General features: G+C 34.2%; 14 protein-coding genes and 1 tRNA gene. 4 read left to right on the forward strand and 11 right to left on the reverse strand.

What is annotated here, in order from left to right; all coding sequences use genetic code 11:
• Positions 1 to 113: 113 nt before the first annotated feature.
• On the forward strand, positions 114 to 1,100 hold the full coding sequence (locus NH26_RS17405) for an SDR family NAD(P)-dependent oxidoreductase (protein ID WP_044220023.1): 987 nt from the start codon (positions 114 to 116) through the stop codon (positions 1,098 to 1,100).
• A gap of 169 nt (positions 1,101 to 1,269) precedes the next feature.
• Positions 1,270 to 1,914 carry a hypothetical protein gene (locus NH26_RS17410; RefSeq protein WP_044220025.1) on the forward strand — a complete coding sequence of 215 codons (645 nt, stop codon included), beginning with the start codon at positions 1,270 to 1,272 and terminating at the stop codon, positions 1,912 to 1,914.
• A 98-nt stretch (positions 1,915 to 2,012) separates the two neighbouring features.
• On the opposite strand, the gene hemN is transcribed toward NH26_RS17410, so the two are convergent.
• A complete protein-coding gene (hemN, locus tag NH26_RS17415) occupies positions 2,013 to 3,377 on the reverse strand; it encodes an oxygen-independent coproporphyrinogen III oxidase (RefSeq protein WP_044220027.1) in 1,365 nt (454 codons plus the stop codon).
• A 78-nt stretch (positions 3,378 to 3,455) separates the two neighbouring features.
• A complete protein-coding gene (locus NH26_RS17420) occupies positions 3,456 to 4,247 on the reverse strand; it encodes a PhzF family phenazine biosynthesis protein (protein WP_044220030.1) in 792 nt (263 codons plus the stop codon).
• A gap of 80 nt (positions 4,248 to 4,327) precedes the next feature.
• Here NH26_RS17420 and NH26_RS17425 point away from each other — a divergent pair, with 80 nt between their 5' ends.
• On the forward strand, positions 4,328 to 4,771 hold the full coding sequence (locus NH26_RS17425; protein WP_052431852.1) for a DM13 domain-containing protein: 444 nt from the start codon (positions 4,328 to 4,330) through the stop codon (positions 4,769 to 4,771).
• 86 nt (positions 4,772 to 4,857) lie between these two features.
• Here NH26_RS17425 and NH26_RS17430 read toward each other — a convergent pair whose 3' ends face one another.
• The 5 genes from NH26_RS17430 to NH26_RS17450 form a co-directional block, all read right to left on the reverse strand.
• Positions 4,858 to 7,584, reverse strand: a complete 2,727-nt coding sequence (locus NH26_RS17430) for a two-component regulator propeller domain-containing protein (protein WP_158021958.1) — start codon at positions 7,582 to 7,584, stop codon at positions 4,858 to 4,860.
• Between the two features lie 253 nt (positions 7,585 to 7,837).
• Positions 7,838 to 9,454, reverse strand: coding sequence for a RagB/SusD family nutrient uptake outer membrane protein (locus NH26_RS17435; protein ID WP_044220035.1), 1,617 nt, complete (start codon positions 9,452 to 9,454; stop codon positions 7,838 to 7,840).
• Positions 9,455 to 9,484: 30 nt separating this feature from the next.
• Positions 9,485 to 12,529 (reverse strand): SusC/RagA family TonB-linked outer membrane protein, encoded by a 3,045-nt coding sequence (locus NH26_RS17440; protein WP_044220038.1) that lies wholly within the window; start codon positions 12,527 to 12,529, stop codon positions 9,485 to 9,487.
• A gap of 349 nt (positions 12,530 to 12,878) precedes the next feature.
• Positions 12,879 to 15,002, reverse strand: a complete 2,124-nt coding sequence (gene feoB / locus NH26_RS17445) for a ferrous iron transport protein B (protein WP_044220041.1) — start codon at positions 15,000 to 15,002, stop codon at positions 12,879 to 12,881.
• Between the two features lie 5 nt (positions 15,003 to 15,007).
• Positions 15,008 to 15,232: a FeoA family protein gene (locus NH26_RS17450; RefSeq protein WP_071397202.1), complete on the reverse strand. Its 225-nt coding sequence runs from the start codon at positions 15,230 to 15,232 to the stop codon at positions 15,008 to 15,010.
• Between the two features lie 163 nt (positions 15,233 to 15,395).
• On the opposite strand from NH26_RS17450, the gene NH26_RS17455 reads away from it, so the two are divergent.
• Entirely contained in the window at positions 15,396 to 16,331 is a 936-nt protein-coding gene (locus NH26_RS17455; RefSeq protein WP_044220046.1) for an alpha/beta fold hydrolase, read from the forward strand.
• 66 nt (positions 16,332 to 16,397) lie between these two features.
• Here the strand turns inward: NH26_RS17455 and NH26_RS17460 are convergent.
• From NH26_RS17460 to NH26_RS17475, 4 genes are all read right to left on the reverse strand, one after another.
• A tRNA-His gene (locus NH26_RS17460) sits at positions 16,398 to 16,471 on the reverse strand.
• A gap of 167 nt (positions 16,472 to 16,638) precedes the next feature.
• Positions 16,639 to 18,789, reverse strand: coding sequence for a glutamine synthetase III family protein (locus tag NH26_RS17465; RefSeq protein ID WP_044220050.1), 2,151 nt, complete (start codon positions 18,787 to 18,789; stop codon positions 16,639 to 16,641).
• A 374-nt stretch (positions 18,790 to 19,163) separates the two neighbouring features.
• Positions 19,164 to 20,285: an outer membrane beta-barrel protein gene (locus tag NH26_RS17470; RefSeq protein ID WP_044220052.1), complete on the reverse strand. Its 1,122-nt coding sequence runs from the start codon at positions 20,283 to 20,285 to the stop codon at positions 19,164 to 19,166.
• Positions 20,286 to 20,475: 190 nt separating this feature from the next.
• A complete protein-coding gene (locus tag NH26_RS17475) occupies positions 20,476 to 21,774 on the reverse strand; it encodes an ammonium transporter (protein ID WP_044220054.1) in 1,299 nt (432 codons plus the stop codon).
• Positions 21,775 to 21,884 lie beyond the last annotated feature (110 nt).

Genomic DNA, 21,884 nt, shown 5'->3' on the forward strand with positions numbered 1-21,884 from the left:
GTTTTGACCTTTTTTTCCAACTCTTTGATCTTTTTCACCAAATTAACCTAATTCGGATCTGCCACCTTTGTAATGTTCATTAAGTAAATCAAAAACAAAACTCTTACACTACTATGAAAACATTACAATCTCAATCGGTATTCATCACAGGAGCAAATGGTGGAATGGGAAAAGAAACGACAAAACTACTTGCTGAGAGTGGTTATGACCGTATTGCTATGGCTTGTCGTACTATTGAAAAAGCCGATATAGCTAAAATCGAAATATCAAATGAACTTCCCAATCTAAAGTTCAACTCTTTAGAAACTTATGGCGGATTTGATATGAACGATCCCAAAGCGATTGAAGAAGCTGTTAATCACCTACCAGAAAATAAGCCTTTTGATATTGTTTTTTTACAATCTGGCGGGGTAGTCTTTACTAAAGATTTTCAATTTGTAGAGTATCAAGGTAAAAAGTTTGAGAAAACTATATTTCAAAATGTAATAGGGGGGTATATCACTTTATTTCATTTAAAAAGAAGAGGTTTATTAAAACCCAATGCTAGAGTAGTTTATGCCGGTGGGGAAGGAGCTAGAGGTATTCCTGGTATGATAGAGAAACCTTCATTTTCTAACTCAAAAGAGTGGTCTGATTATATTTTTGGTAAATCTCATTTAAAATATAAAGACATGAATGCGATGGGAGTATCAAAATTTGCAAGCGCATTACTTACGCAGAAATTAGCAGAATTATATAAAGGGGAATTGGATGTAGTGTGGTTCACTCCTGGCTTAACATATGGTACAAATGGGTTAGCAGCTAAACCTGCTATAGAACGTTTTTTCTTAGAAAAGATAGGATTTGGAATGATGGCATTATTTGGTATTGCCCAAAGTCCAAAAGCGGCAGCACAGAAATATGTGGATGCTATTGAAGGGAAATACGGAGAAAATGGTGATGTATTAGGAGCACCTGATAAAAAAATGTTAGGGAAAATTTCTGATCAAAAGCCCATGAACGATGCACTTACAAATAAAGATTTAATTGATGAGTTTTGGTCTATTATTAAGGAGAACTTTGGTGAATTACCAAAATCTACTTTAGCTAAAGTAGGTTAGAACCTTCAAAAGATTAAGTAACGATTAGATAGTTAAGAGTGGAGAGTGATGAAGTTTATTGCTTCTCACTCTTTTTTTTATCATTTAATTAAATAGTACAAAATAAAATTTGTTTGTCATTTTTTTATAAAATAGTTTTGTTGCACAAAGACAAACTAATATTTTTATCATGCAAACTCTAATTAAAAGGCTGTGTTTATTAATAGCAGCTAATTTTTTACTCTTCAGCTGTGCCTCTTCTTATCATCCTATTGCTCCTCAAAGTGTACATTATCAATCTTCTAATAAATTGGATGATTATAAACTGAAGTATAGGTATAACGTACTTAAAAATAATAGGTACAAGAAAAAAGAAGATAGAAAAAACATTCATTTAGCAGCTATCGAATTTACCAATAACTCTGACCATGAGGTGGTATTTGGTAACGATGTTTATCTTGTTTCAAGTAATGGGGATCACATATTTCCGGTTAGTACCCAAGAAGCTTTTGTTGGGTTAAAACAGTCAGTAGCATCTTATTTATTATACTTTTTATTATGTTTTGTGAACATTACTGTTACTAAAACTGATAATTATGGGAATGTTGATCAAAGTCAATATCCTGTTGGGTTAATTTTAGGGCCTTCAATATCTATTGGTAATATGATTGCTGCTGGTTCTGCTAACACTAAGTTTAAAGATGAATTGGAGAAGTACGATATTATGAACAAGACTATCCAACCTGGAGAAACTAGACATGGAATAGTGGCACTTTTAACGCCTGATTACCCTGCTTTAAGTTTGAAAATTGCTGAAACAAAAGAATTAAAATAATTCTATTTAATTCTCAGATAATAAAAGAGGTGATTTTAAAAACCACCTCTTTTATATTTATACAGACATTTAGTTAATGTCTTTTTTATTTTTTCAAATTATATAGTCGATGAGAAAATTCTAGCCTGTGGCTTTGCAACCAACATTCTAGCATCTAACGTCATACAAATGTTACGAACAAATGGACGTCCTTTCTCCGTGACTTCTAATGATCTATCGTGAACAATCACTAAACCATCTTTTTGCATTTCATCTAATTTTTCGTCTAGATTAGCAAATAAAGGAAGTTGAGCAGTTTCATCATCCCATTTTGTTTCAAAGTGACACATCACATTTAGAATGTGTTTACGAACTAAAAGATCTTCTTCTGATAAAACATGTCCTCTAAAAACAGGAAGTTTACCTTCTGCAACAGCAGCTTTGTAGTCTTCCACTTTTTTCAAGTTTTGAGCAAAAGAAGTCCAAGAATCAGAAATAGAAGAACAACCTAAACCTACCATCAATTGAGTGTAAGTTGGCGCATAGCCCATGAAATTTCTGTGCAATGATTTATTGTCCGCAGCAATGGCTAAAGCATCCGTTGGTAAGGCAAAGTGATCCATACCAATTTCTACATATCCTGCTTCCTCAAACATTTCTTTACCTACTTCATACAAAGCTCTTTTTTCTTCATTAGATGGAAGATCTTCATCAGAAAAACCTCTTTGCCCAGGAGCAGTCCAAGGTACATGAGCATAAGAATAATAAGCAATTCTATCAGGTCTTAAAGCATTTGATTTAGCAATCGTATCTTTCACACACTCTAATTTTTGGAAAGGAAGACCAAAGACTAAGTCAAAGTTAACAGAAGTATATCCTATTTCTCTTGCTTTATTAGTTACTAACTCTACTTGTTCATAAGACTGAACTCTGTTAATTGCTTTTTGAACAGCAGGATCAAAATCTTGAATACCTAAGCTCAATCTTCTAAAGCCAACAGCATATAAAGCTTCAAGGTGTTCAACTGTAGTGTTTACAGGGTTTGCCTCAAAACCTAATTCCATTTCTTCATGTGCCACAGCATCTTCAAAAATACCGTTAATTAACTTTTGGAGATTCTCTGGAGAGAAGAAAGTAGGTGTACCGCCACCAAGATGTATTTCTTTGATTTTTGCTTTTTCAGTACCAAAAATCTGAACGTACATTTTCCACTCTTTTAATAAAGTTTCGATGTACGATTCTTCTACACTATGGTTAATAGTTATACGTTTGTTACACCCACAGAAAGTACACAACTTTTCACAGTAAGGCAGGTGAATATACACACTGATACCATCTTTATCGTTACTCGCTTGAAAAGCATCAGCAACATGGTCAGCCCATTGTTGTAAAGTAGGATCATTGTCCCAAAAAGGAACCGTTGGATAACTTGTATATCTTGGTCCAGGAACGTTATATTTTCTTATGAGTGTCTTATTTTCCATGGCACAAATATAATCATAAGGAAGAAGTAAACCCTTAGTTCTTTCTTTTTATTGAGCTTTGTTTAAAACTCATTAAGACTAAATGTATATTTCTCCTTTTAGATAAGTTTTAGCAGTTCCAGAAATGTGTACTCTATCTCCTTTATCTTCACAAAATAAGATACCTCCTCTTTTCGATAACTGATGAGCTGTCAATACTTTTTTCTCTAATATTTCTGCCCAATGAGGAATCAAGACAGTATGTGCAGAACCTGTTACAGGGTCTTCATTGATGCCAATGCCAGGATGGAAAAATCTAGAAACAAAATCAGCGTCCTGCTCTCCTTTTGCGGTAACAATAATACCTAAATCAGGACTTTGTTCATTAATCATATTAAAGTTAGGCGATAATTTAGCTACCGTCTCTTCGTTTTCAAGATGTGCTACTAAAAACATCCCATTTTCAAAGCAGTCATATACTTTACATCCTAAAGCTTCTTCTAAATAAGTGGGAGTAGAGACTTTGTTAGGTTTTTGACTTGGAAAATTAAGTCTTAAACCTTTCTCCACTTTTTCAACAGATAATTCACCACTTAAATGTGAGATGAAAGTGATTTTTTCAGAAACTATTTTTGCATGATAAAATAAATAATGTGCTGCAGCTAAGGTAGCATGTCCACATAATCTGATTTCAGTTTCAGGGGTAAACCATCGAATTTGATATCCTTTTTCTGAAGAAACAAAGAAGACAGTTTCCGCTAAATTATTTTCCATTGCAATACTTTGCATAAGGTCATCGGCTATCCATTCTTTTAAAGGAACCACCGCAGCAGGATTCCCTTCAAAAATATTTTCACAAAAAGCATCGATTTGATATATTGGAAGTGTCATGATTTATTCTTTTGTACGACTAACAAAAAACGTTCGAAATAGTTATTATAACCAAACTTACAATTTTTATATTTTTTACTATGAAAAACTTACTCTATTTTATTTTTCTAGCCTTCTTTGTAACAGCAGTTTCGTGTTCACAAAATGAAGAACCTGAGCCATTAGATTTAAACTCACTGGATGTAGATAGTGATTCTACACAAATAGAAGCAGATGAAGATATGGATGGCATGCTATCGGGTACTTTTATCGATGCAGCACACCCCACTTCTGGAACTGTTGTTTTAGACGGGAATACCATCAAAATAGAATCTGATTTTAGATCAGACAATGGTCCAGATTTATATATTTATTTAGCTCAAGGAACTGATGGAAACGGTTTTGTTGATTTAGGTAGACTTAAAAACGTTGCTGGAGAACAAGAATACACAGTGCCAGACGGTGTTGATTACACTAAAAATAAATATGTACTTGTTTGGTGTAAACAGTTTTCTGTTTTATTTGGTAGTGCAGAATTAAAGTAAAATGATATAAATATAAAAAAGGAGTGAGTCGTTTATTTATAACCACTCACTCCTTTTTTATTATCAATAAATGAAGTAAAATCCACCTATTGTTTGTATTGGCTAGGGAGTTCTCCGTAATGTTTTTTGAAACATTTTGTAAAATACTTTGGGTCATTAAAACCAACCATGTAGGCTACTTCAGAAACTCTATATTCTTTACTTTTTAGTAGTATACAAGCTTCGTTCATACGCTGATCTTGAATAATATTTTTTGCAGTAGACCCCGTTAATATTTTGAGTTTTCTATAAAAATTGGCATGACTCATACCCATTTTCTTTTCTAACGATTCTACAGAAAAATCCGAATTATGCATCTCTGTACGAATTGTTTCATATAGATTATCTAGAAATAATTGATCGTCTGAGGAAACTGTTTCATCTATTTTCTCTTTTTGTAATGAAGGAGTTGAAGACGGAATAAATTCTTTTTTTCTTTTTATTAGAACAAAACCAATCAAAAGCATAGAAACAACTGTAATTAGATATTGAGGTGTTTTTGATTTATTATGTTTGATTGTAATTGGAATAGTTTCCCATTGTTGATCTGCAAATTGACCATTTAAATTGGAGGCCCTAAATCTAAAAGTATAATCACCATCTGATAAATCAGCATAGTTAATTTGATTTTTTTTACTAGGGTAATTCCGAATAGTAGTATCTACTCCCATAAGTTGGTATTGTAGGTTACACATCTTCGATATTGATGCACTTTTTGTCTTTAACCTTAGTTTTAAATGATTGGATTCATTGATAAAATGATTCTGTATAGTTTGTTCTTTATCATCATCACTTAATTGTACCACTAAAGCCTTTTGAGTGGATTTGTCATGAATGATTTTTTGAGGATCAAAATGAATGATACCGTTAACGGTGCCAAAAAAGAGTTCTCCATTACTCTTTTTGTAAACAGTATGTTCAGAAAATTCATTAGTAGCCAATCCTCTGTTACTATTGTATTTTATTGATTTATTTTCAGTTGTAGAATAACATAAGAGTCCTCTATTGATACCAATCCATAAGTTTTTTTGATGATCTTCTGTAATACTTTGTATAACATGCTGTTCAAATCTATGATCATCTTTTGACAAGTTTAAAACATTGTCCTTTCTTTTGATAAGATTGAGTCCTCTGTATGTACCAATATAATAGGTAGAATCGCTTTGCTTATAAATAGATCTTACAAAATCACTTGATAATGGATGAGGACTTTTAGTGGTGAATGAACTAGATGAAGCTACTTGTTGATCGTTATCTAATTTTAAGATGTTTATTCCTCCTCCTTGCATTCCTACCCATAGTTCATTAAAAATAGAGTCATAATACACGGCTCTACAATTGTCATGGTTAATCTTAGGACTTGATGCATTGTTTATATTTTCTTGTGTCCATTGATCCCCTTGTCTTTCTAAACGTATTAACCCTTTTCTTGATGTTATCCAGAAAACATGCTCTCCACTTTTGGTTACGGAAGTGAGGTAAGAAGACATCCGAATACTATGTTTCTTTTTCCAATGTTTATTCGTTTTCTGAAATATACTAAAGGTTTCCGAACCACAGATATACATTTCATCCTCATATATTTTAATATCATAAACAAGTTGATGATCTAAGCCGAAATCGTTTACTTTTTTTGTTTTCAAATCGATAGACCATAGACCACCATTGTGAAGTCCGATAAACATCATATTGCTTACCTCATCAATTGAAAGTGCACGAACAAAACTCTGATTAATTTTATGTTGATCTACCAGTTCATTTAAATCTAAGTGATGAAAATTTTTATAAAAAGTAGCGATATAATTTACACCGGTACCTGAAGTCGCGATCCAGACTCCGCCACTTTTATCCTTATAAATTCTTTGTATAATTGATGACGAAAGGTGATCAATTTTATGATGAATAGCTTCTGTTGAAGGAGAGGAGATTTCATAAACACCATCAATACTAGATCCAATAAATAGTTTTTTTTGATCAGTAACACAGATGCTTTGTATACTCTGGAAATCATTGATTTTTTTATAGGTTCTTTCTCCTTTTTTAAAACAGTAAACACCCTGATTAAAGCCATAAACACTACAGTAAATAGTATCCTTATCTTGAGCAATAGCTTGAATTTTACTTTGAGCTATGAAGAGGGGAATCACATCATCGACTATATGAATAGTAGTATCAAAAGTCAGTTTGATCAACCCTTGATTTGTTGCAGCCCATACTTGTTTATTGTTCTTGTAATCAAATATCAATTCATGTACATTCTTAATTGGGTAAAAATGATAAGAATTGACTTCTTGTTGGATCTCTTTGGATATTATTAAATGATAGATACCCTTACTTGATCCTATCCAAAGGTTATTTTCTGAAATAATGAAGGAATTTATTCTCTCATTTAAATCTTTATTTTGGAGTGTTAATGTCAAAAATATTTCTTGATTTGGGTCATAAATATGAATGCCTTTATCGGTGCCTAGCCAAAGACGTTCATATTGATCCTCAATCATAGTTCTAATGGTATTGTTGGGGAGACCATCTTCAATATTAAGGACTTTGATCGTTTGACCATCGTATTTATTTAATCCATCAATGGTACCAATCCACATATTCCCTTTTCGATCTTCTAAAAAGGAATAGACTTCTCCATGCGATAATCCTTGTTTAGAGTTGATCTCATGTATCGGATATTCCACAGAATAAACCTGATGGGCTATCAAAATAAAGAATAAGGATAAAATGCCATTTTCAAGTTTTAGAGTTAGGTAGTTGTTGAGTTTCATATTCATTTCATTTACTGTTTAGGAATATGCAATGCTTATTTTATAGTCGATCATACATTATTGTTACCAAATAAAGATGAAGGAAGTTTGAGATCAAAAAAAACAAAGTATAATGAATTTGAATATGAACTGAGGTGAATCAAATTATGTATTGATAGATACAAAAATTAGATTTCCATATAAAAAAACACCTTCTATAAAATATAGAAGGTGTATAATATTACTTTACTAATTTATTTGAGAATTATTACTTTTAATATCCTGGATTTTGTGATAGCCCATATGAAATTACTTCACCGGCAGGGATAGGAAGTACAGGAATTTGACCATTAATACTGTGTGATTTCATTCTAGATGAAACAGTACTTGGATCTATATTTGGTCTGTATCCGATATTGTTTTTTTGAAGGGCAGTTTCATATTGATTGGTTCTGATTAAATCCCAAAGGCGAGTACATTCTCCTGCTAGTTCTACTCTTCTCTCATGTAGAATAGCAGTGAGTAAATCATCTCCCACCACTTTAATTTCTGGAATTGCTCCAGTATTATCTCTATGAGCGTATCCGTTTGGAGCATCAGCAGTCCAACCCATAGGGTAAGTCATTTTTCTTGCTCTATTTCTAATTTCATTTAATTTATTTTGTGCATCCGAAATATTACCTGTGTGGTAGCTTGCTTCCGCATACATCAAAAGAACATCAGCATATCTCATTTTTCTTTGATTCTGAGGTTGATCAGTAATATTTTGAGCTCTTAGTGCTGGGTCCATTATCAATTTTCTGATATAATAACCAGATTGAGCTTCAAAACTTGGAATTCCTTGTGTCTTACCATAGGCTAGGTCATTTTCTTTACCAATAGTCCATTCCAATCTTGGATCCCCTATTTCAAAAGAATCAAATAGATCTTGAGAAGGACATTGTTGCCCCCATCCCCAGCCTTTATTTGTGGCATTTCCTCTTGGATTAACGGCTCTTGGGCTACCTGTACCTGTGTTTCTTCTAGTAGGGCCGGTATTAGATGTTTCATGTTGCAATTCAAAAATAGAACCTGGTCCATTTTCACCTTCTTCTTCCCAAATTGTTGCTAAGTTATCAGCTAACCAATAATCACCAGAATCCATAACCTTCTTGGTGTAAGAAACTACATCATTCCAATCTCCAGTGTTGGTTTTATAAATACCAATATCATACATAATTAACCTTGCAAGGTAGGCATTTGCAGCACCTGATGTTGCTAGACCTAATTCCATTTCATTTTTAGATCCTAGTAATCTAGCGGCCTCATCAAAATCAGTTTTTATTTGAACAACCATTTCTTGTAAAGTGGCTCTTTTTACTTTACCAATTTGATCTACAGTTACCGGTGATGTGAATAGTGGTACTCCGCCATATAATCTTAAAAGATAGAAGTAAGAATAGGCACGAATAAAATAACCTTCACCTAAAAGTCTATCTTTTAATTCTCCATCGTAAGATGATGATTGACTAATACCATTTAGAGCTGTGTTAGTTCTATGAATTGTTTGAAACATTGCATTGTAAGGATTTAAAGACATTTGGCTAGTATTAATAGCATTCCATTCTTTCAACTCTTGTTGATCCATACCATCAGAGAAAAACTTATCTCCCTTCCATGCATTATCAGTTAATACATCTCCATAAAACCATTCTTGATACACTCCGTCTGAACCAGGTTTTTCAGCAACTAATGCGTTATAGCAAGCGTTTATGGCCATTCTTGCGTTCTCATATTCATCGTAATAGGCAGGTGAATCAACAGCTTTACCCAACGGCTCTTGAGAAAGGAAATTACAGCTTACTGTAATGACAGACCACAATAAAATAAATATATATCTAGTTAATTTCATCTCAGTATTTTTTGTTTTTGAAGATTAGGTTTAGAAAGTGACATTTACACCAGCAGAATAAATTCTAGAAGTTGGGTAAGTTCCCATATCAACACCTTGTCCAAGTGGGTCACCTTTAAGATCACCGATATTGGAAGGATCATAACCTTTATATCCAGTAATAGTAAATGCATTATCTATTGAAGCATAGATTCTAAATTTTTTGACAAACATTTTGCTTTTAATGTTATCATTAAATGTGTACCCTAATTGAATATTCTGAAGTCTTAAATAGCTCCCGTCTTCAATATATTGATCGGAGAATCTCATATTGTTATTAGGATCGTCTGCACTAACTCTATGCATATTTCCATTAGGATTATCAACAGGGTGGAAACGATTATTATAGTAGTTCTCAGTTTGATTTAATACTACTTTAGATGATTCAATGTAGAATTTTTGTGCATTTACAATTTGTGCACCATAAGATCCTGTAAAGAATAAGTTCAAATCAAATCCTTTGTATTCGCCTCCTAAATTGATAGAACCCGTAAACTTAGGGATGAAGCTACCAAGGTTTGATCGATCATCATCATCAATTTTTCCATCATTATTTAAATCCAAGAATTTAAGATCTCCCACTTGAGCATTAGGTTGAAGCAATTCTCCATTAGGCCCAACATGTGCTTGAATATCTTCATCTGATCTAAAAATACCTCCAGTAGTATATCCATAATAATAAGCCATAGGATGATCAACTTCTGTACGAGTTGTAAATCCTAAACCACCAATTGATCCGGCATCAATAAAGCCTACACCGCCTAATTCAACAACTGTATTTTTTATGGCAGTAATATTGAATCCAATATTCCATTTGAACTCATGATCAATATTTCTATAATTAGCCGTGAATTCAAAACCATTGTTACGCATAGAACCTACATTTGCTGCAGGAGGTTGTGCACCAACATAAATAGGCACAGGCATCGGGACAATCATATCAATAGTATTTTTGATAAAATACTCTGCAGATAATGTAATGGCATCATCAAATAAACCAATATCCAAACCGAAGTTGGTCATTTCAGCTGTTTCCCATTTTAAATCTTGATTACTCATTGCCGTAGGAATTCTACCTTCTACCACTTTGCCATCAATAACATATCTTTGATTGTTTGTAACAGCCGATAGATAGTCGTTTTCACCAGCAGAAGATTGGTTACCTACTTGTCCCCAGCCTGCTCTAAACTTTAATTCTGTTAGATGTTCTGCACTTTTCAGGAAAGCTTCTTCTTTTAGATTCCATCCAGCAGAGAATGAAGGGAAAATACCCCAACGATTTCCTTCAGCAAATCTTGAAGACCCATCAGCACGTACCGTAGCAGTTAACATATATCTAGAATCATAGTTGTAATTAATTCTAGCAAATCCTGAAGCTATTGTACTGATATTTTGACTTGATCCGGCAATGTATGACGTGCCTTGAGCAGCAGACATATATCTTAATTTTTCATTATGGGGTATATCAAATCCTGTAGCATTAATGTTATTGTATTGCCAGTATTGCATTTCACCACCAACCATAGCACCAAAACTACTTTTACCAATTTTTTTAGTGTAATTGATATAATTAGACCAAACCCAGTTTGTTCTTTGGTTTCTTATTTCATCTAATTCAGAAACGGGTCTATTTTCGTTGGGACTAACAAAAAATTCAGGAGCATATTTCTTTTGAGAATTGATTTGATAATCTACACCGAAATTAGAAGTAAAGACAATGTCTTTTGATAGTTGTGCATCCATTTTTAATGACCCAACAAAACGATTGATGATTGCTCGTTTATATTGTTCTTCATCAACAATTCTTCTTGGGTTATTTTTATTAGACCATTCAGTTCTTGCGTAATTACCGTCTTCATCATAAACAGGAGATATTGGGTCTGCCCATAATGCAACAATAAAAGGAGAACCATTATCAAAGTTTTTATTAAGTAATGAACGATCAGTTCTTGTGTAAGCAATACCTTGACTGAAGTTTAACCATTTTGTGAGCTTACTGTTATTATTAAACTTCACAAAAAACCGTTCCATATCGTTATGATCAATGATACCATCATTTTTTACATAAGAGGTAGAGAAGTTGTATTGATTGTTATCAGAGCCGCCCGCAATACCAAAATTGTAATTTTGAAATGATCCATTTTTAAGAATTTCATCTTGCCAATCAGTACCTACTGTACCCGATTCATACGTTTCTTTTAGGTAATTATATTCATCAGAACCTTCCCCAAACCCGTTACTTTCTAATCTTAATTTAGAATATTGGGAAGCATTAGCCATTTTAATGGTTTTTGTAGGTTGGGATACACCCGCTTGAGCATTAAAAGTAAATACTGGTTTCGTTAAAGATTTACCTTTTTTTGTAGTGATTAAAATAACACCATTTGCACCTCTCGATCCGTATATTGCTGTAGCAGAAGCATCTTTAAGAACTTCCATAGACTCAACATCTGTAGGTGCAATATGCGTGATGTCATTCATAGGAAAACCATCTACAACATATAGTGGGTCTGAGTTATTGATCGTACCAACACCTCTAATTCTCACTTTTGCAGTTCCTCCAGGATCTGAAGCTGAGGTTACTTGAACACCAGCGACTCTACCTTGTAAAGCCTTTTCAACATTTTCTGTTGCAATTACTGTTAAGTCTTCTGCGTCCACTGAAGCTACTGCACCTGTAATATCGCTTTTCTTTGCGACGCCATAGCCTACAACAACTACCTCTTCTAGTTGCTCAATATCTTCTACTAAATAGATAGAAAATTCATTTTGAGAGCCGATTTCGACCACTTTATTTTCATAACCTATAAATGAGACTAAGAGATTTGAAGATCCTTCAGGAATAGGGATTTTAAAATTACCTTCAAAGTCTGTGATACTACCTAAAGTAGTGCCTTGAATAGAAACGTTTACTCCTGGCAATGGAGTAGAATTATTACTATCAAAAATTCTACCTGTGATTATTCTTTCTTGTGCGACAAGTTGAAGCGCACTAAAGAGTAATAAGATTAAAAAATGTAATTTATTTCCTTTCATACTTGCACGATTATTTAAAAAAATTGAAGAAGGGATTTCTTCTAAGAGTTGTGCAAATGTATATAAGACACGTATTTTACATGTGTTAGAATTTGTCCATAAATGAGGGAGTTTTGTTCTTTTTAATCCTAAGGAATTCTTTTTAATTTATTATTTATTTGCTCTAATACATTGAAGTAAATGCTTGTTTTTTAGGTGTGTGACAAAAAATACTCCTTGTTATTACACCTTATTTAAAGGAAGGTTTTAGCATCTTACGTTTAGAACGATCACATCGTATTGTAGTATGCACAAACAAAAAAGGGAGAAAGTAAATACTACTTTCTCCCTTTTTTGTGATCATCATAATTTAGAAAATATGATAAGTAAACAATGCACCAAAATAGGCCAATAAACTCATATATGTAAATTGGATAATAGGCCATTTCCAACTTTTTGTTTCTCGTTTTACTACTGCTAAAGTCGACATACATTGCATGGCAAATACATAAAATACCATCAATGAGAAAGCCGTTGCAGGAGTAAACTCATGTACTCCAGTGGCAGGGTTAACAGCCCCTGTAAGTTTATCTTTTAGTGGAGCAATATCGTCTCCGGCAGAACCGATACTATAAATTGTAGCCATTGTACCAACAAAAACTTCTCTAGCAGCAAATGAGGTAACAAGAGCAATAGAAATTTTCCAATCGTATCCTAAAGGAGTAAAAACAGGTTCTATTGTTTTACCCATAATACCAACATAAGATGCTTCTATTTGTTTGGAAGCTATATAATCTTCTGTTTGGATATCATTTAAACCTTTCTGTAATGCTTCGGTCTTTGCTAATTCTTCTGCTTTTTCGATACTATCTCCTGGTCCATAAGAAGCCAAAGCCCAAAGTACAATAGATACCATCATGATAACTTTACCCGCTTCGAATACAAAAGTTTTGACTTTCTCTGTTACCGTTAATACAACATTTTTCCAATGCGGCATTTTATAAGAAGGAAGTTCCATGGCTAAAAAAGTTGGTGCATCAGCTTTTAAAATGATTTTAAAAATGATACCAGCAACTAGAGTAGCTATAATACCCAAAAGGTATAACCCCATAAATGCAACACCTTGAAGATTGAGAAGTCCACCTAAAACAGGAGTATCAGGAACAGCAAATGCAACTAATATGGCATAAACAGGAATTCTTGCAGAGCAAGAAATGAGAGGGGTAACCATAATAGTAATCATACGTTCTTTCCAATTACCTATGGTTCTTGCTGCCATTACCGCAGGAATAGCACATGCTCCACCAGAAATAAGAGAAACAATACTTCTACCACTCATACCAAATTTAGCCATAATTTTATCGAACATATATACGGCTCTGGCCATGTAACCAGACTCTTCCATTAAAGAAATCAGGAAGAATAAAATAGCAATTTGAGGTATGAAGATGACAACACCACCTAATCCCGATAGTATACCGTCAGTTATAAGATCGGTGTACCAAGCACTAGGTAACGTATTCTTGACAAATTCATTTAGAGTACTCATACTTTCATCAATAAAATCCATGGGTACAGAAGCCCAAGAAAAAATTGATTGAAAGACTAGCATAAGTAGAGTTATAAATATGATAGGTCCCCAAAATTGATTTGTTACGATTCTATCAATTTTATCAGAAAGAGAATCTCCTTCTTGAGTTTGAATTTTAATAGAGCTATTAACAATAGGACTAATAGAATTATATCTTGATAAAGTCTCATCAATTTGATTCTTCATATAATTAAACTCATTCTCACTTGTAATCCTTTTGATGGATGACTTTTGAGATTCATTTAAAAATGGAAGTTCATTGTAATGATGTGCCCAAAGTAAAGCTTGATAATTCGATAACTTTTGATCCGTAATTTCTTTTACTTGATCAATTGTTTTCTTCTCTTTAGAAGTAGCTATATATATATGCGATGTATTATCTCCTTTACCATTAATAAGCTCAATAATACTTTGATGTAGTTTATCAATTCCTTCACCATTTCTACCATTTACAGCAACAACGTCTACTTTAAGTTGTTGAGCAATGGAAGCTAAATCTATAGTAATACCCTGTTTGTCGGCTAAATCTGTCATGTTGATAGCCAAGACTACAGGAATATGTAAATCTTTTACTTGTGATAAAAGAAGTAAGTGTCGTTCTAGATTGGTCGCATCAGCTACATAAATCACATAATCAGGATAATCTTCAGATGAGGGATTAGAGAAGCTATTTAATACAACTCTCTCATCTGATGAAGTTGGATAAAGGCTATAAGTCCCCGGAAAGTCAATTATGTTCGCAGAGATCTCATCGTTTATCTGACAAAACCCCATTTTTTTATCTACCGTTACCCCTGGGAAGTTTCCAACTTTCTGTCTTAATCCTGTAAGCTGATTGAAAATGGAAGATTTACCTACGTTAGGGTTACCTAGTAAGGCAATTTTTATTTGTTTGGAAGTCATTGAATTTAGTCAGTTGTCGTGAAAACACTTTTAGCCTCTGTTAAACCAATAGCAAATGCATTTTTATCAGATTTGATATAAAGTCCACCATTAAAAGGTGCTTTTCGTACGACTTGGATGCGCTTGCCAGGATATAATCCTAGTTCGATTAATCTACTTCCCACCACTTTATCAGAAAATTCCGAAATGATTCCTACTACACCAATTGGCAAGGTATCTAAACTTATCATATTTGAAGTATTATACACAAATTTAATTTAGACTGATTATAATTAGCAAATGTACAATTATCAGGGAATTTTTTATAATTTAATGGGATCATTTGATTTATTATTGAATAATTTAAGAGAAAACTAGCATCAAAATCTTTTTAGATTTTAAAATAAACAGCACATGTCTATCCATGTTAAAACTTCAGAGACTTTAGTTTCAGTAGGTTCTGATCAATTATTTGTGAAACGTTATAATCCCCAAGATACACCAACGTCAAAGGCAATATTATTTATTCATGGTAGTATAGAAGGAGGGAGAATCTTTTATTCCTTAAAAGATACAGGTTTAGGCCCTTGGTTGGCTTCAAAAGGTTATCAAGTATTTATTCCTGATTTTAGAGGTAGAGGGAAGAGTGTTCCCAAAATATCGTCTAAAAGTAGTCATAATCAATATGATGCTATTGAAGAAGAAATTCCTGCAATCATTCATCATATACAATCGGAAATAGAAGATGTCGAACTAAATTTTGTCACTCATTCTTGGGGAGGAGTGTGGTTGATGTCACATATTGCTAGGCATCCAGAATTGAAAGTAAATAGAATTGTAAACATTGCAGTAAAGAGAAGTATAAGTATTAAGTCATTTAAGAAATGGTTTGAGGTAGATTTGATTTGGAGAAGGATAGGTGGATTAATGACAACCATATTTGGGTATTTTCCTGCAGTAGAAATGAAAATAGGGCAAGAGAATGAATCAAGGGGTGTATATGCGGATTGTAAGCATTGGGTATATGCAAAAGAGGAGTGGAAAGATGTGACGGATGGATTTGATTATATCGAAGAATTTAATCATCGACTTGATGTTCCACCAACTTTATATATCACAGGTATCAATGAGTATTATTTAGGCCATCAAATTGATGTTAAACGCTTCATGAAAGAAGTGAATGGTAAACAGGATAAATTCATTTTATTATCAAAAGATAATGGTTTTGCGCATGATTATGATCACATCAATATATGTACTTCAAAAAGCGGGCAAAGAGATCATTTTCCTTTAATATTATCATGGTTAAAGGATAAAGATTGTTCGCAATGGGAAAATAGTCATGTGTAGTTTTAAAAAATAATCTTCATAAAAAAAGGCTTATCATTTCTGATAAGCCTTTGTGCTTTATAGTAGGGCGAATGATGGGATTCGAACCCACGGCCCCCGGAACCACAAACCGGTGCTCTAACCAACTGAGCTACAATCGCCGTCTTTTGCGATGCAAATATAATAGTATAAAATTAAAAAATGCAACAGTTATCTAAGATAAAAGTTGCATTTTTTGTAAATGACTTGAAGTCAGTGGGAAAAATGCCCTCATGATTCAAAAGAACCATGAGGTGTATAAACATCCCACATTATATTATATCCTTAATTACTTAAGGAATAACATTTCTGAGTATTTAGGTAGAGGCCATTCAGAATCATCTACGAATAACTCAAGACGGTCAACTGCTTCACGAATTGTGTCGAAGTATTTAGCCTTGATGCTATCACAGAACTCAACAGCTTGAGCATTTGTGTCCTCGATTTCAAGAACTCTATCACGCTCTGTTACCATTGCAGCAACACCATCTTTAGCTTGCGCCATGAATCCAGTTACTTCTTTAATAGTTGTAGTGATGGCAGATGAATCTAAACCAAGATCTTTCAACTTAGAAGCTGAATCAGCTAATTTAGCTACATAGCTAGCAGAAGCAGGAATTACTTTGTTCAATACGATCTCTTCCATTGTTTTCGATTCGATATCGATTTTTGTAGAGTAGATCTCAGACCAAACATCGTGACGAGCTTCAATTTCTCTTTCGCTAAATACATTATGCTTAGCAAAGATTTCTTTAGCTTGTTCAGTGATGAAGAAGTCTAAAGCACGTGGAGTATCTTTAACGTTAGATAAACCTCTTGATTCAGCTTCGTCAACCCACTCTTGAGAGTAACCGTCGCCTTCGAAACGAATTGCTTCAGATTCTTTGATATATTGAACTAGAGTTTCTCTAATTGCAGCCTCTTTGTCTTTACCACCAGCGATAGCAGCATCAACAGAAGCTTTGAATTGTGATAATTGCTCAGCAACGATCAAGTTCAATACTGTCATTGGAGTAGCCGTGTTTTGTGTAGAACCTACAGCACGGAACTCAAATTTGTTACCAGTAAATGCAAATGGAGAAGTACGGTTACGGTCTGTGTTGTCTAATTTAAGACCAGGAATCTTATCGATACCTAATTCCATAAATTTGTCACCACCTTCAGCGTAAACTAATTTACCTGATTCAGTAACTTCGTTTAAGAAGTTAGAAAGTGTTGAACCTAAGAATACAGACATAATTGCAGGAGGAGCTTCGTTAGCACCTAGACGGTGGTCGTTACCTGCAGAAGCGATAGATGCTCTTAATAAATCACCATACTCATGAACAGCTTTGATAGTGTTCACTAAGAAAGTAAGGAAATATAAAGAACCTTCTGGTTGGAATAAGTTACGTCCTTTGTTAGTGATCAATGACCAGTTGTTATGCTTACCAGAACCGTTCAAGTTAGCGAATGGTTTCTCGTGAAGTAAAACAGCCATGTTGTGCTCACCAGCAACTTGTTCCATAACATCCATCATCAACAAGTTGTGATCTACAGCTGTGTTGATTTCTTCATATAATGGAGCTGCTTCGAATTGACCTGGAGCTACCTCATTGTGACGAGTAGTTACAGGAATACCTAATTTATGGCATTGTAATTCGAAATCTTTCATGAATGACGCTACACGTGGTGCAATAGAACCGAAGTAGTGATCGTCTAATTGCTGACCGTGTGGAGGCTTAGCACCAAATAAAGTACGACCTGCAATGTATAAGTCAGGACGTGCAGCATAAAATGCTTTATCTACTAAGAAGTACTCTTGCTCACAACCTAATGAAGCAGAAATACTAGTTACACCTTCTTCGAAATATTGACACACGTCAATAGTCGCTTTGTTAATTGCTTCTTGAGCTTTCAACAATGGTGTTTTGTAATCTAACGTATCTCCTGTGTATGAAACGAAGATAGTAGGGATACAAAGTGTTTTGTTTGTAATGAAAATTGGAGACGATGGATCCCAACCAGTATAACCACGTGCTTGGTTTGTTGCACGAATACCGCCGTTAGGGAATGAAGATGCATCTGGCTCTTGTTGAGTTAGTGTTGAACCTTTAAAAGTTTCAATACCTTTTGTATAATCATAGAAAGAGTCATGCTTTTCTGCAGAAGAACCAGTTAGTGGTTGGAACCAGTGTGTGTGGTGTGTAACTCCTTTAGAAATTGCCCAAGTCATTACCGCAGAAGCAACAGCGTCAGCAGTAGCTTCGTCGATTTTAGTACCATATTTAACAGCTGATTCTACTTTCTTGTAGATAGCAGGTGCTAAAGCGGCTTTCATTTGATTAAGACCGAAACAGTCTTCACCAAAGTATTCTGAAATTTTGTTAGACGGGGCTTCAACTGTTTTTGCAACTCTTGCTGAAGCTGTTTCAAGGGCGTTAAAACGAAGATTTGTCATTGTAATGTGAGATTAAAAAAACTTTAGCCTTTATACTTAAAATATCAATAATAAAAATATCTATTTGTTAGTACTTAGGCGAAGTTGAAATTTTGTTTATGTTTCAAATATGACTTAGATTTTTAAAAAAATCAAGAAAAAATAGCACTTATGGGTATAAATTTATCTTAATAGGTTTAAAATGATGAAAATTTCATAATTGCAGGTGTTTTTTAGAACTGAATGGTGTTTCTAATCCTTTTTAAGTGTTTAATTGACGTAAAATAAGGTGCTTGATGATAGTTTTTGTATTTAGTTTTTCTGATGCTAAAACAAAAAAAAGAGACCATCTACTTTAGATGGTCTCCTTCTGTGTATATATATACAATTTAGTTCTAGAATGCGTATACAACCGCTAGTGTAGCTTGTGTAGCAGACTTAGAATCAAAAGTATCAGCAGCTTCTTTTTCTTTAGAACCGAAGAATACTTCAGTATCAGCTGCGTCATATCTAAATTCAGGAATTACAGTTAATGGTCCTAATGCAATGTTACCAGATAAAGTGAATGCATTTACATTAACAGTAGATTCTTCTAAAGTGTTGTCGCCAGTTGGTTTGTAAGTATCTGCAAAGTTCTCGTAACGTAAACCTAGAGCAAATGACTCAGATAATGCATATTGTCCGTAAAGAGCAACACCTGTGTAAGCTTGATCAGCAGTAGCTAAACCATCTGTATATTGATCTTTTTTGTCAGCCCATGCAGCGTTTAACCCTAAGTAGAATGCATCTGTTACTTGGTAACCTGCAGTAATATCTGCAACAGTTCTTGTAGAAGAAGAGAAACCATTTAAGTAAATATCTAAACCATCAACTGGTGCTAAGTATAACTGAGCTCCAATACCACTCATACCTAATTCTGGAGAAGCATTGTAAGAATCCCATTCGTTTGTGAATACACCTACCATTAAAGCAACTCTATCTGAGAATGAGTAATCAAACTTCAGACCTGCATTTTGGAAAGGTCCGTTAGAGAAAAGGTAAGATGTAGAATAGTTGAAGTTACCTGTTGGAGAAATAACTTCATAACCAACAAATGTACCCATGAAACCAGCTGTTGCTGATAACTTTTCAGTTAATTGGTATGAAGCATATAAGTTTTGAATGTGGAAATTACCACTACCAATAGAAGAGTTAGATCTTGGTCCAAAAGATAAGTCAGCTACAAAAGATGCTTTACCTAAAGTTTGAGATAAGATAACGTTAGCCATACCTAAGTTAATAGAGTTTTGACCTTCATTGAAACTTACTGGAATGTTCATGTTGTTTGTTCCTGCAAAATCATAGTTGTAGAATAAATCTACTGAACCTGAAATTGATAGTTTGTTAGCTTCTGTTTCCTCTGTAGCTTCTACAGATTCTTCCGCAACTACTTCTTCAGTTTCTGCAGAATCTTGTGCCATAACAATTGAACCCGTAAATAATAGGGAAGCGATTAAAGAGAATACTTTAGTTTTCATCTTAAATAGTAATTTTTAAATAGAGGTGAATAATAATTTGTTGTAAATAATTAGCTCGCACACAATGAGATAACTATTTTTGTAAGTTCTTTTTTGAGAACATTAGAACTTAGAATGAGATGTTTATATTTATACCTAACGTGAGGTGTATATGAAGGAAAGAGGGTTGCTCTTTCCTTCATGATTTATCTTAGTTATCGAATGTGATAGTATAACCACGGATACCGTGCTCATGAGAATCAAGTCCTTCAGATTCGTGCTCTTCAGAAACTCTAACACCGATAGTAAACTTCAATGCGTAAAATAATGCAAGAGATGATAAGAATGCTACTGCACCATAAGCTGCTACACCAGTTAATTGTGTAACGAATTGCTCCATACCTGCTTTTTGACCTAAAACGCCAATTGCTAATGTACCAATGATACCACATGTTAAGTGAACTGATACAGCACCAACACAATCATCTAATTTGAATTTATCCATGGCAACAGCAGAGAATACTACAACTACACCACATACTAAACCAATAAGAATTGCTTCGTTTGGAGACATTTGGTCAGCACCTGCTGTGATACCTACTAAACCTGCAAGGATTCCGTTTAATACCATACCTAAGTCAAAACGCTTAAACATGATGTAACCACCTAACCATCCACCGATAGCACCTGCAGCTGCAGCTAAAGTTGTTGTAACTAATACTAGAGAGATTGTTTCAGGATCTGCAGAAAGTACTGATCCACCGTTAAAACCAAACCATCCGAACCATAATAAGAATACACCAATTACAGCTAATGGAACTGAAGAACCTGGCTTGTCAACAACTTTACCGTTAACATATTTTCCTTTACGAGCACCAATTGCAATGATACCAGCTAAAGCGGCCCATCCACCAACTGAGTGAACTACAGTTGAACCAGCGAAATCATAGAATCCCATTTGAGATAACCATCCGCCACCCCAGTGCCATGAACCTAATACAGGGTAAATGAAACCTACAAGGAAGAAAGTAAAGATAAAGTAAGCTGAAATTTTAATACGTTCTGCTACAGCACCTGATACGATAGTTGCACAAGTTGCAGCAAACATTGCTTGGAATAAGAAGTCTGTCCAGTAAGTGTAAGCACCACCAGCATAACTTAAAGAAGTATAACCTTCAGGTAAGCTTAAGCCCCATCCAGCAAAACCAAAAATACCATTGAATTCGCCTGGGTACATTAAGTTGAAACCAAACCAAGCGTATGAAATAATACCAACACTTAAATCAACAGTGTTTTTAAATAATATGTTTACAGTGTTTTTAGCTTGGGTAAAACCAGCTTCAACACATGCAAAACCTAATGCCATAATGAATACTAGCATAGTCGAAACTAACATCCAGACGTTGCTTGTAGTTAATCCTACAGTTTGTAGTTGCTCAGCTGTTACAGCCTGAGCTACTGTTTCTGTTGCTAACGTAGCGTCAGCAAGGAGGTGAATAGATGAGAACATTGTAGTGAAAATTTTAATTTTATTAGATAGTGTCTTATTCAATTTGATGTGATACTCCGTTTAGTGAGATTCGAATGAATCTCATTAAACGGATCACTCACATCTATTCG

The organism is Flammeovirga pacifica, assembly GCF_000807855.2.
GTDB classification, from domain to species: Bacteria; Bacteroidota; Bacteroidia; order Cytophagales; family Flammeovirgaceae; genus Flammeovirga; species Flammeovirga pacifica.

What these genes read in the sequence shown, in the direction of transcription:
- NH26_RS17405 (WP_044220023.1), top strand. Translation starts at nt 114, where the DNA reads ATGAAAACATTACAATCTCAATCGGTATTCATCACAGGAGCAAATGGT.
- NH26_RS17410 (WP_044220025.1), top strand. Translation starts at nt 1,270, where the DNA reads ATGCAAACTCTAATTAAAAGGCTGTGTTTATTAATAGCAGCTAATTTT.
- hemN (WP_044220027.1), bottom strand. Translation starts at nt 3,377, where the DNA reads ATGGAAAATAAGACACTCATAAGAAAATATAACGTTCCTGGACCAAGA.
- NH26_RS17420 (WP_044220030.1), bottom strand. Translation starts at nt 4,247, where the DNA reads ATGACACTTCCAATATATCAAATCGATGCTTTTTGTGAAAATATTTTT.
- NH26_RS17425 (WP_052431852.1), top strand. Translation starts at nt 4,328, where the DNA reads ATGAAAAACTTACTCTATTTTATTTTTCTAGCCTTCTTTGTAACAGCA.
- NH26_RS17430 (WP_158021958.1), bottom strand. Translation starts at nt 7,584, where the DNA reads ATGAAACTCAACAACTACCTAACTCTAAAACTTGAAAATGGCATTTTA.
- NH26_RS17435 (WP_044220035.1), bottom strand. Translation starts at nt 9,454, where the DNA reads ATGAAATTAACTAGATATATATTTATTTTATTGTGGTCTGTCATTACA.
- NH26_RS17440 (WP_044220038.1), bottom strand. Translation starts at nt 12,529, where the DNA reads ATGAAAGGAAATAAATTACATTTTTTAATCTTATTACTCTTTAGTGCG.
- feoB (WP_044220041.1), bottom strand. Translation starts at nt 15,002, where the DNA reads ATGACTTCCAAACAAATAAAAATTGCCTTACTAGGTAACCCTAACGTA.
- NH26_RS17450 (WP_071397202.1), bottom strand. Translation starts at nt 15,232, where the DNA reads ATGATAAGTTTAGATACCTTGCCAATTGGTGTAGTAGGAATCATTTCG.
- NH26_RS17455 (WP_044220046.1), top strand. Translation starts at nt 15,396, where the DNA reads ATGTCTATCCATGTTAAAACTTCAGAGACTTTAGTTTCAGTAGGTTCT.
- NH26_RS17465 (WP_044220050.1), bottom strand. Translation starts at nt 18,789, where the DNA reads ATGACAAATCTTCGTTTTAACGCCCTTGAAACAGCTTCAGCAAGAGTT.
- NH26_RS17470 (WP_044220052.1), bottom strand. Translation starts at nt 20,285, where the DNA reads ATGAAAACTAAAGTATTCTCTTTAATCGCTTCCCTATTATTTACGGGT.
- NH26_RS17475 (WP_044220054.1), bottom strand. Translation starts at nt 21,774, where the DNA reads ATGTTCTCATCTATTCACCTCCTTGCTGACGCTACGTTAGCAACAGAA.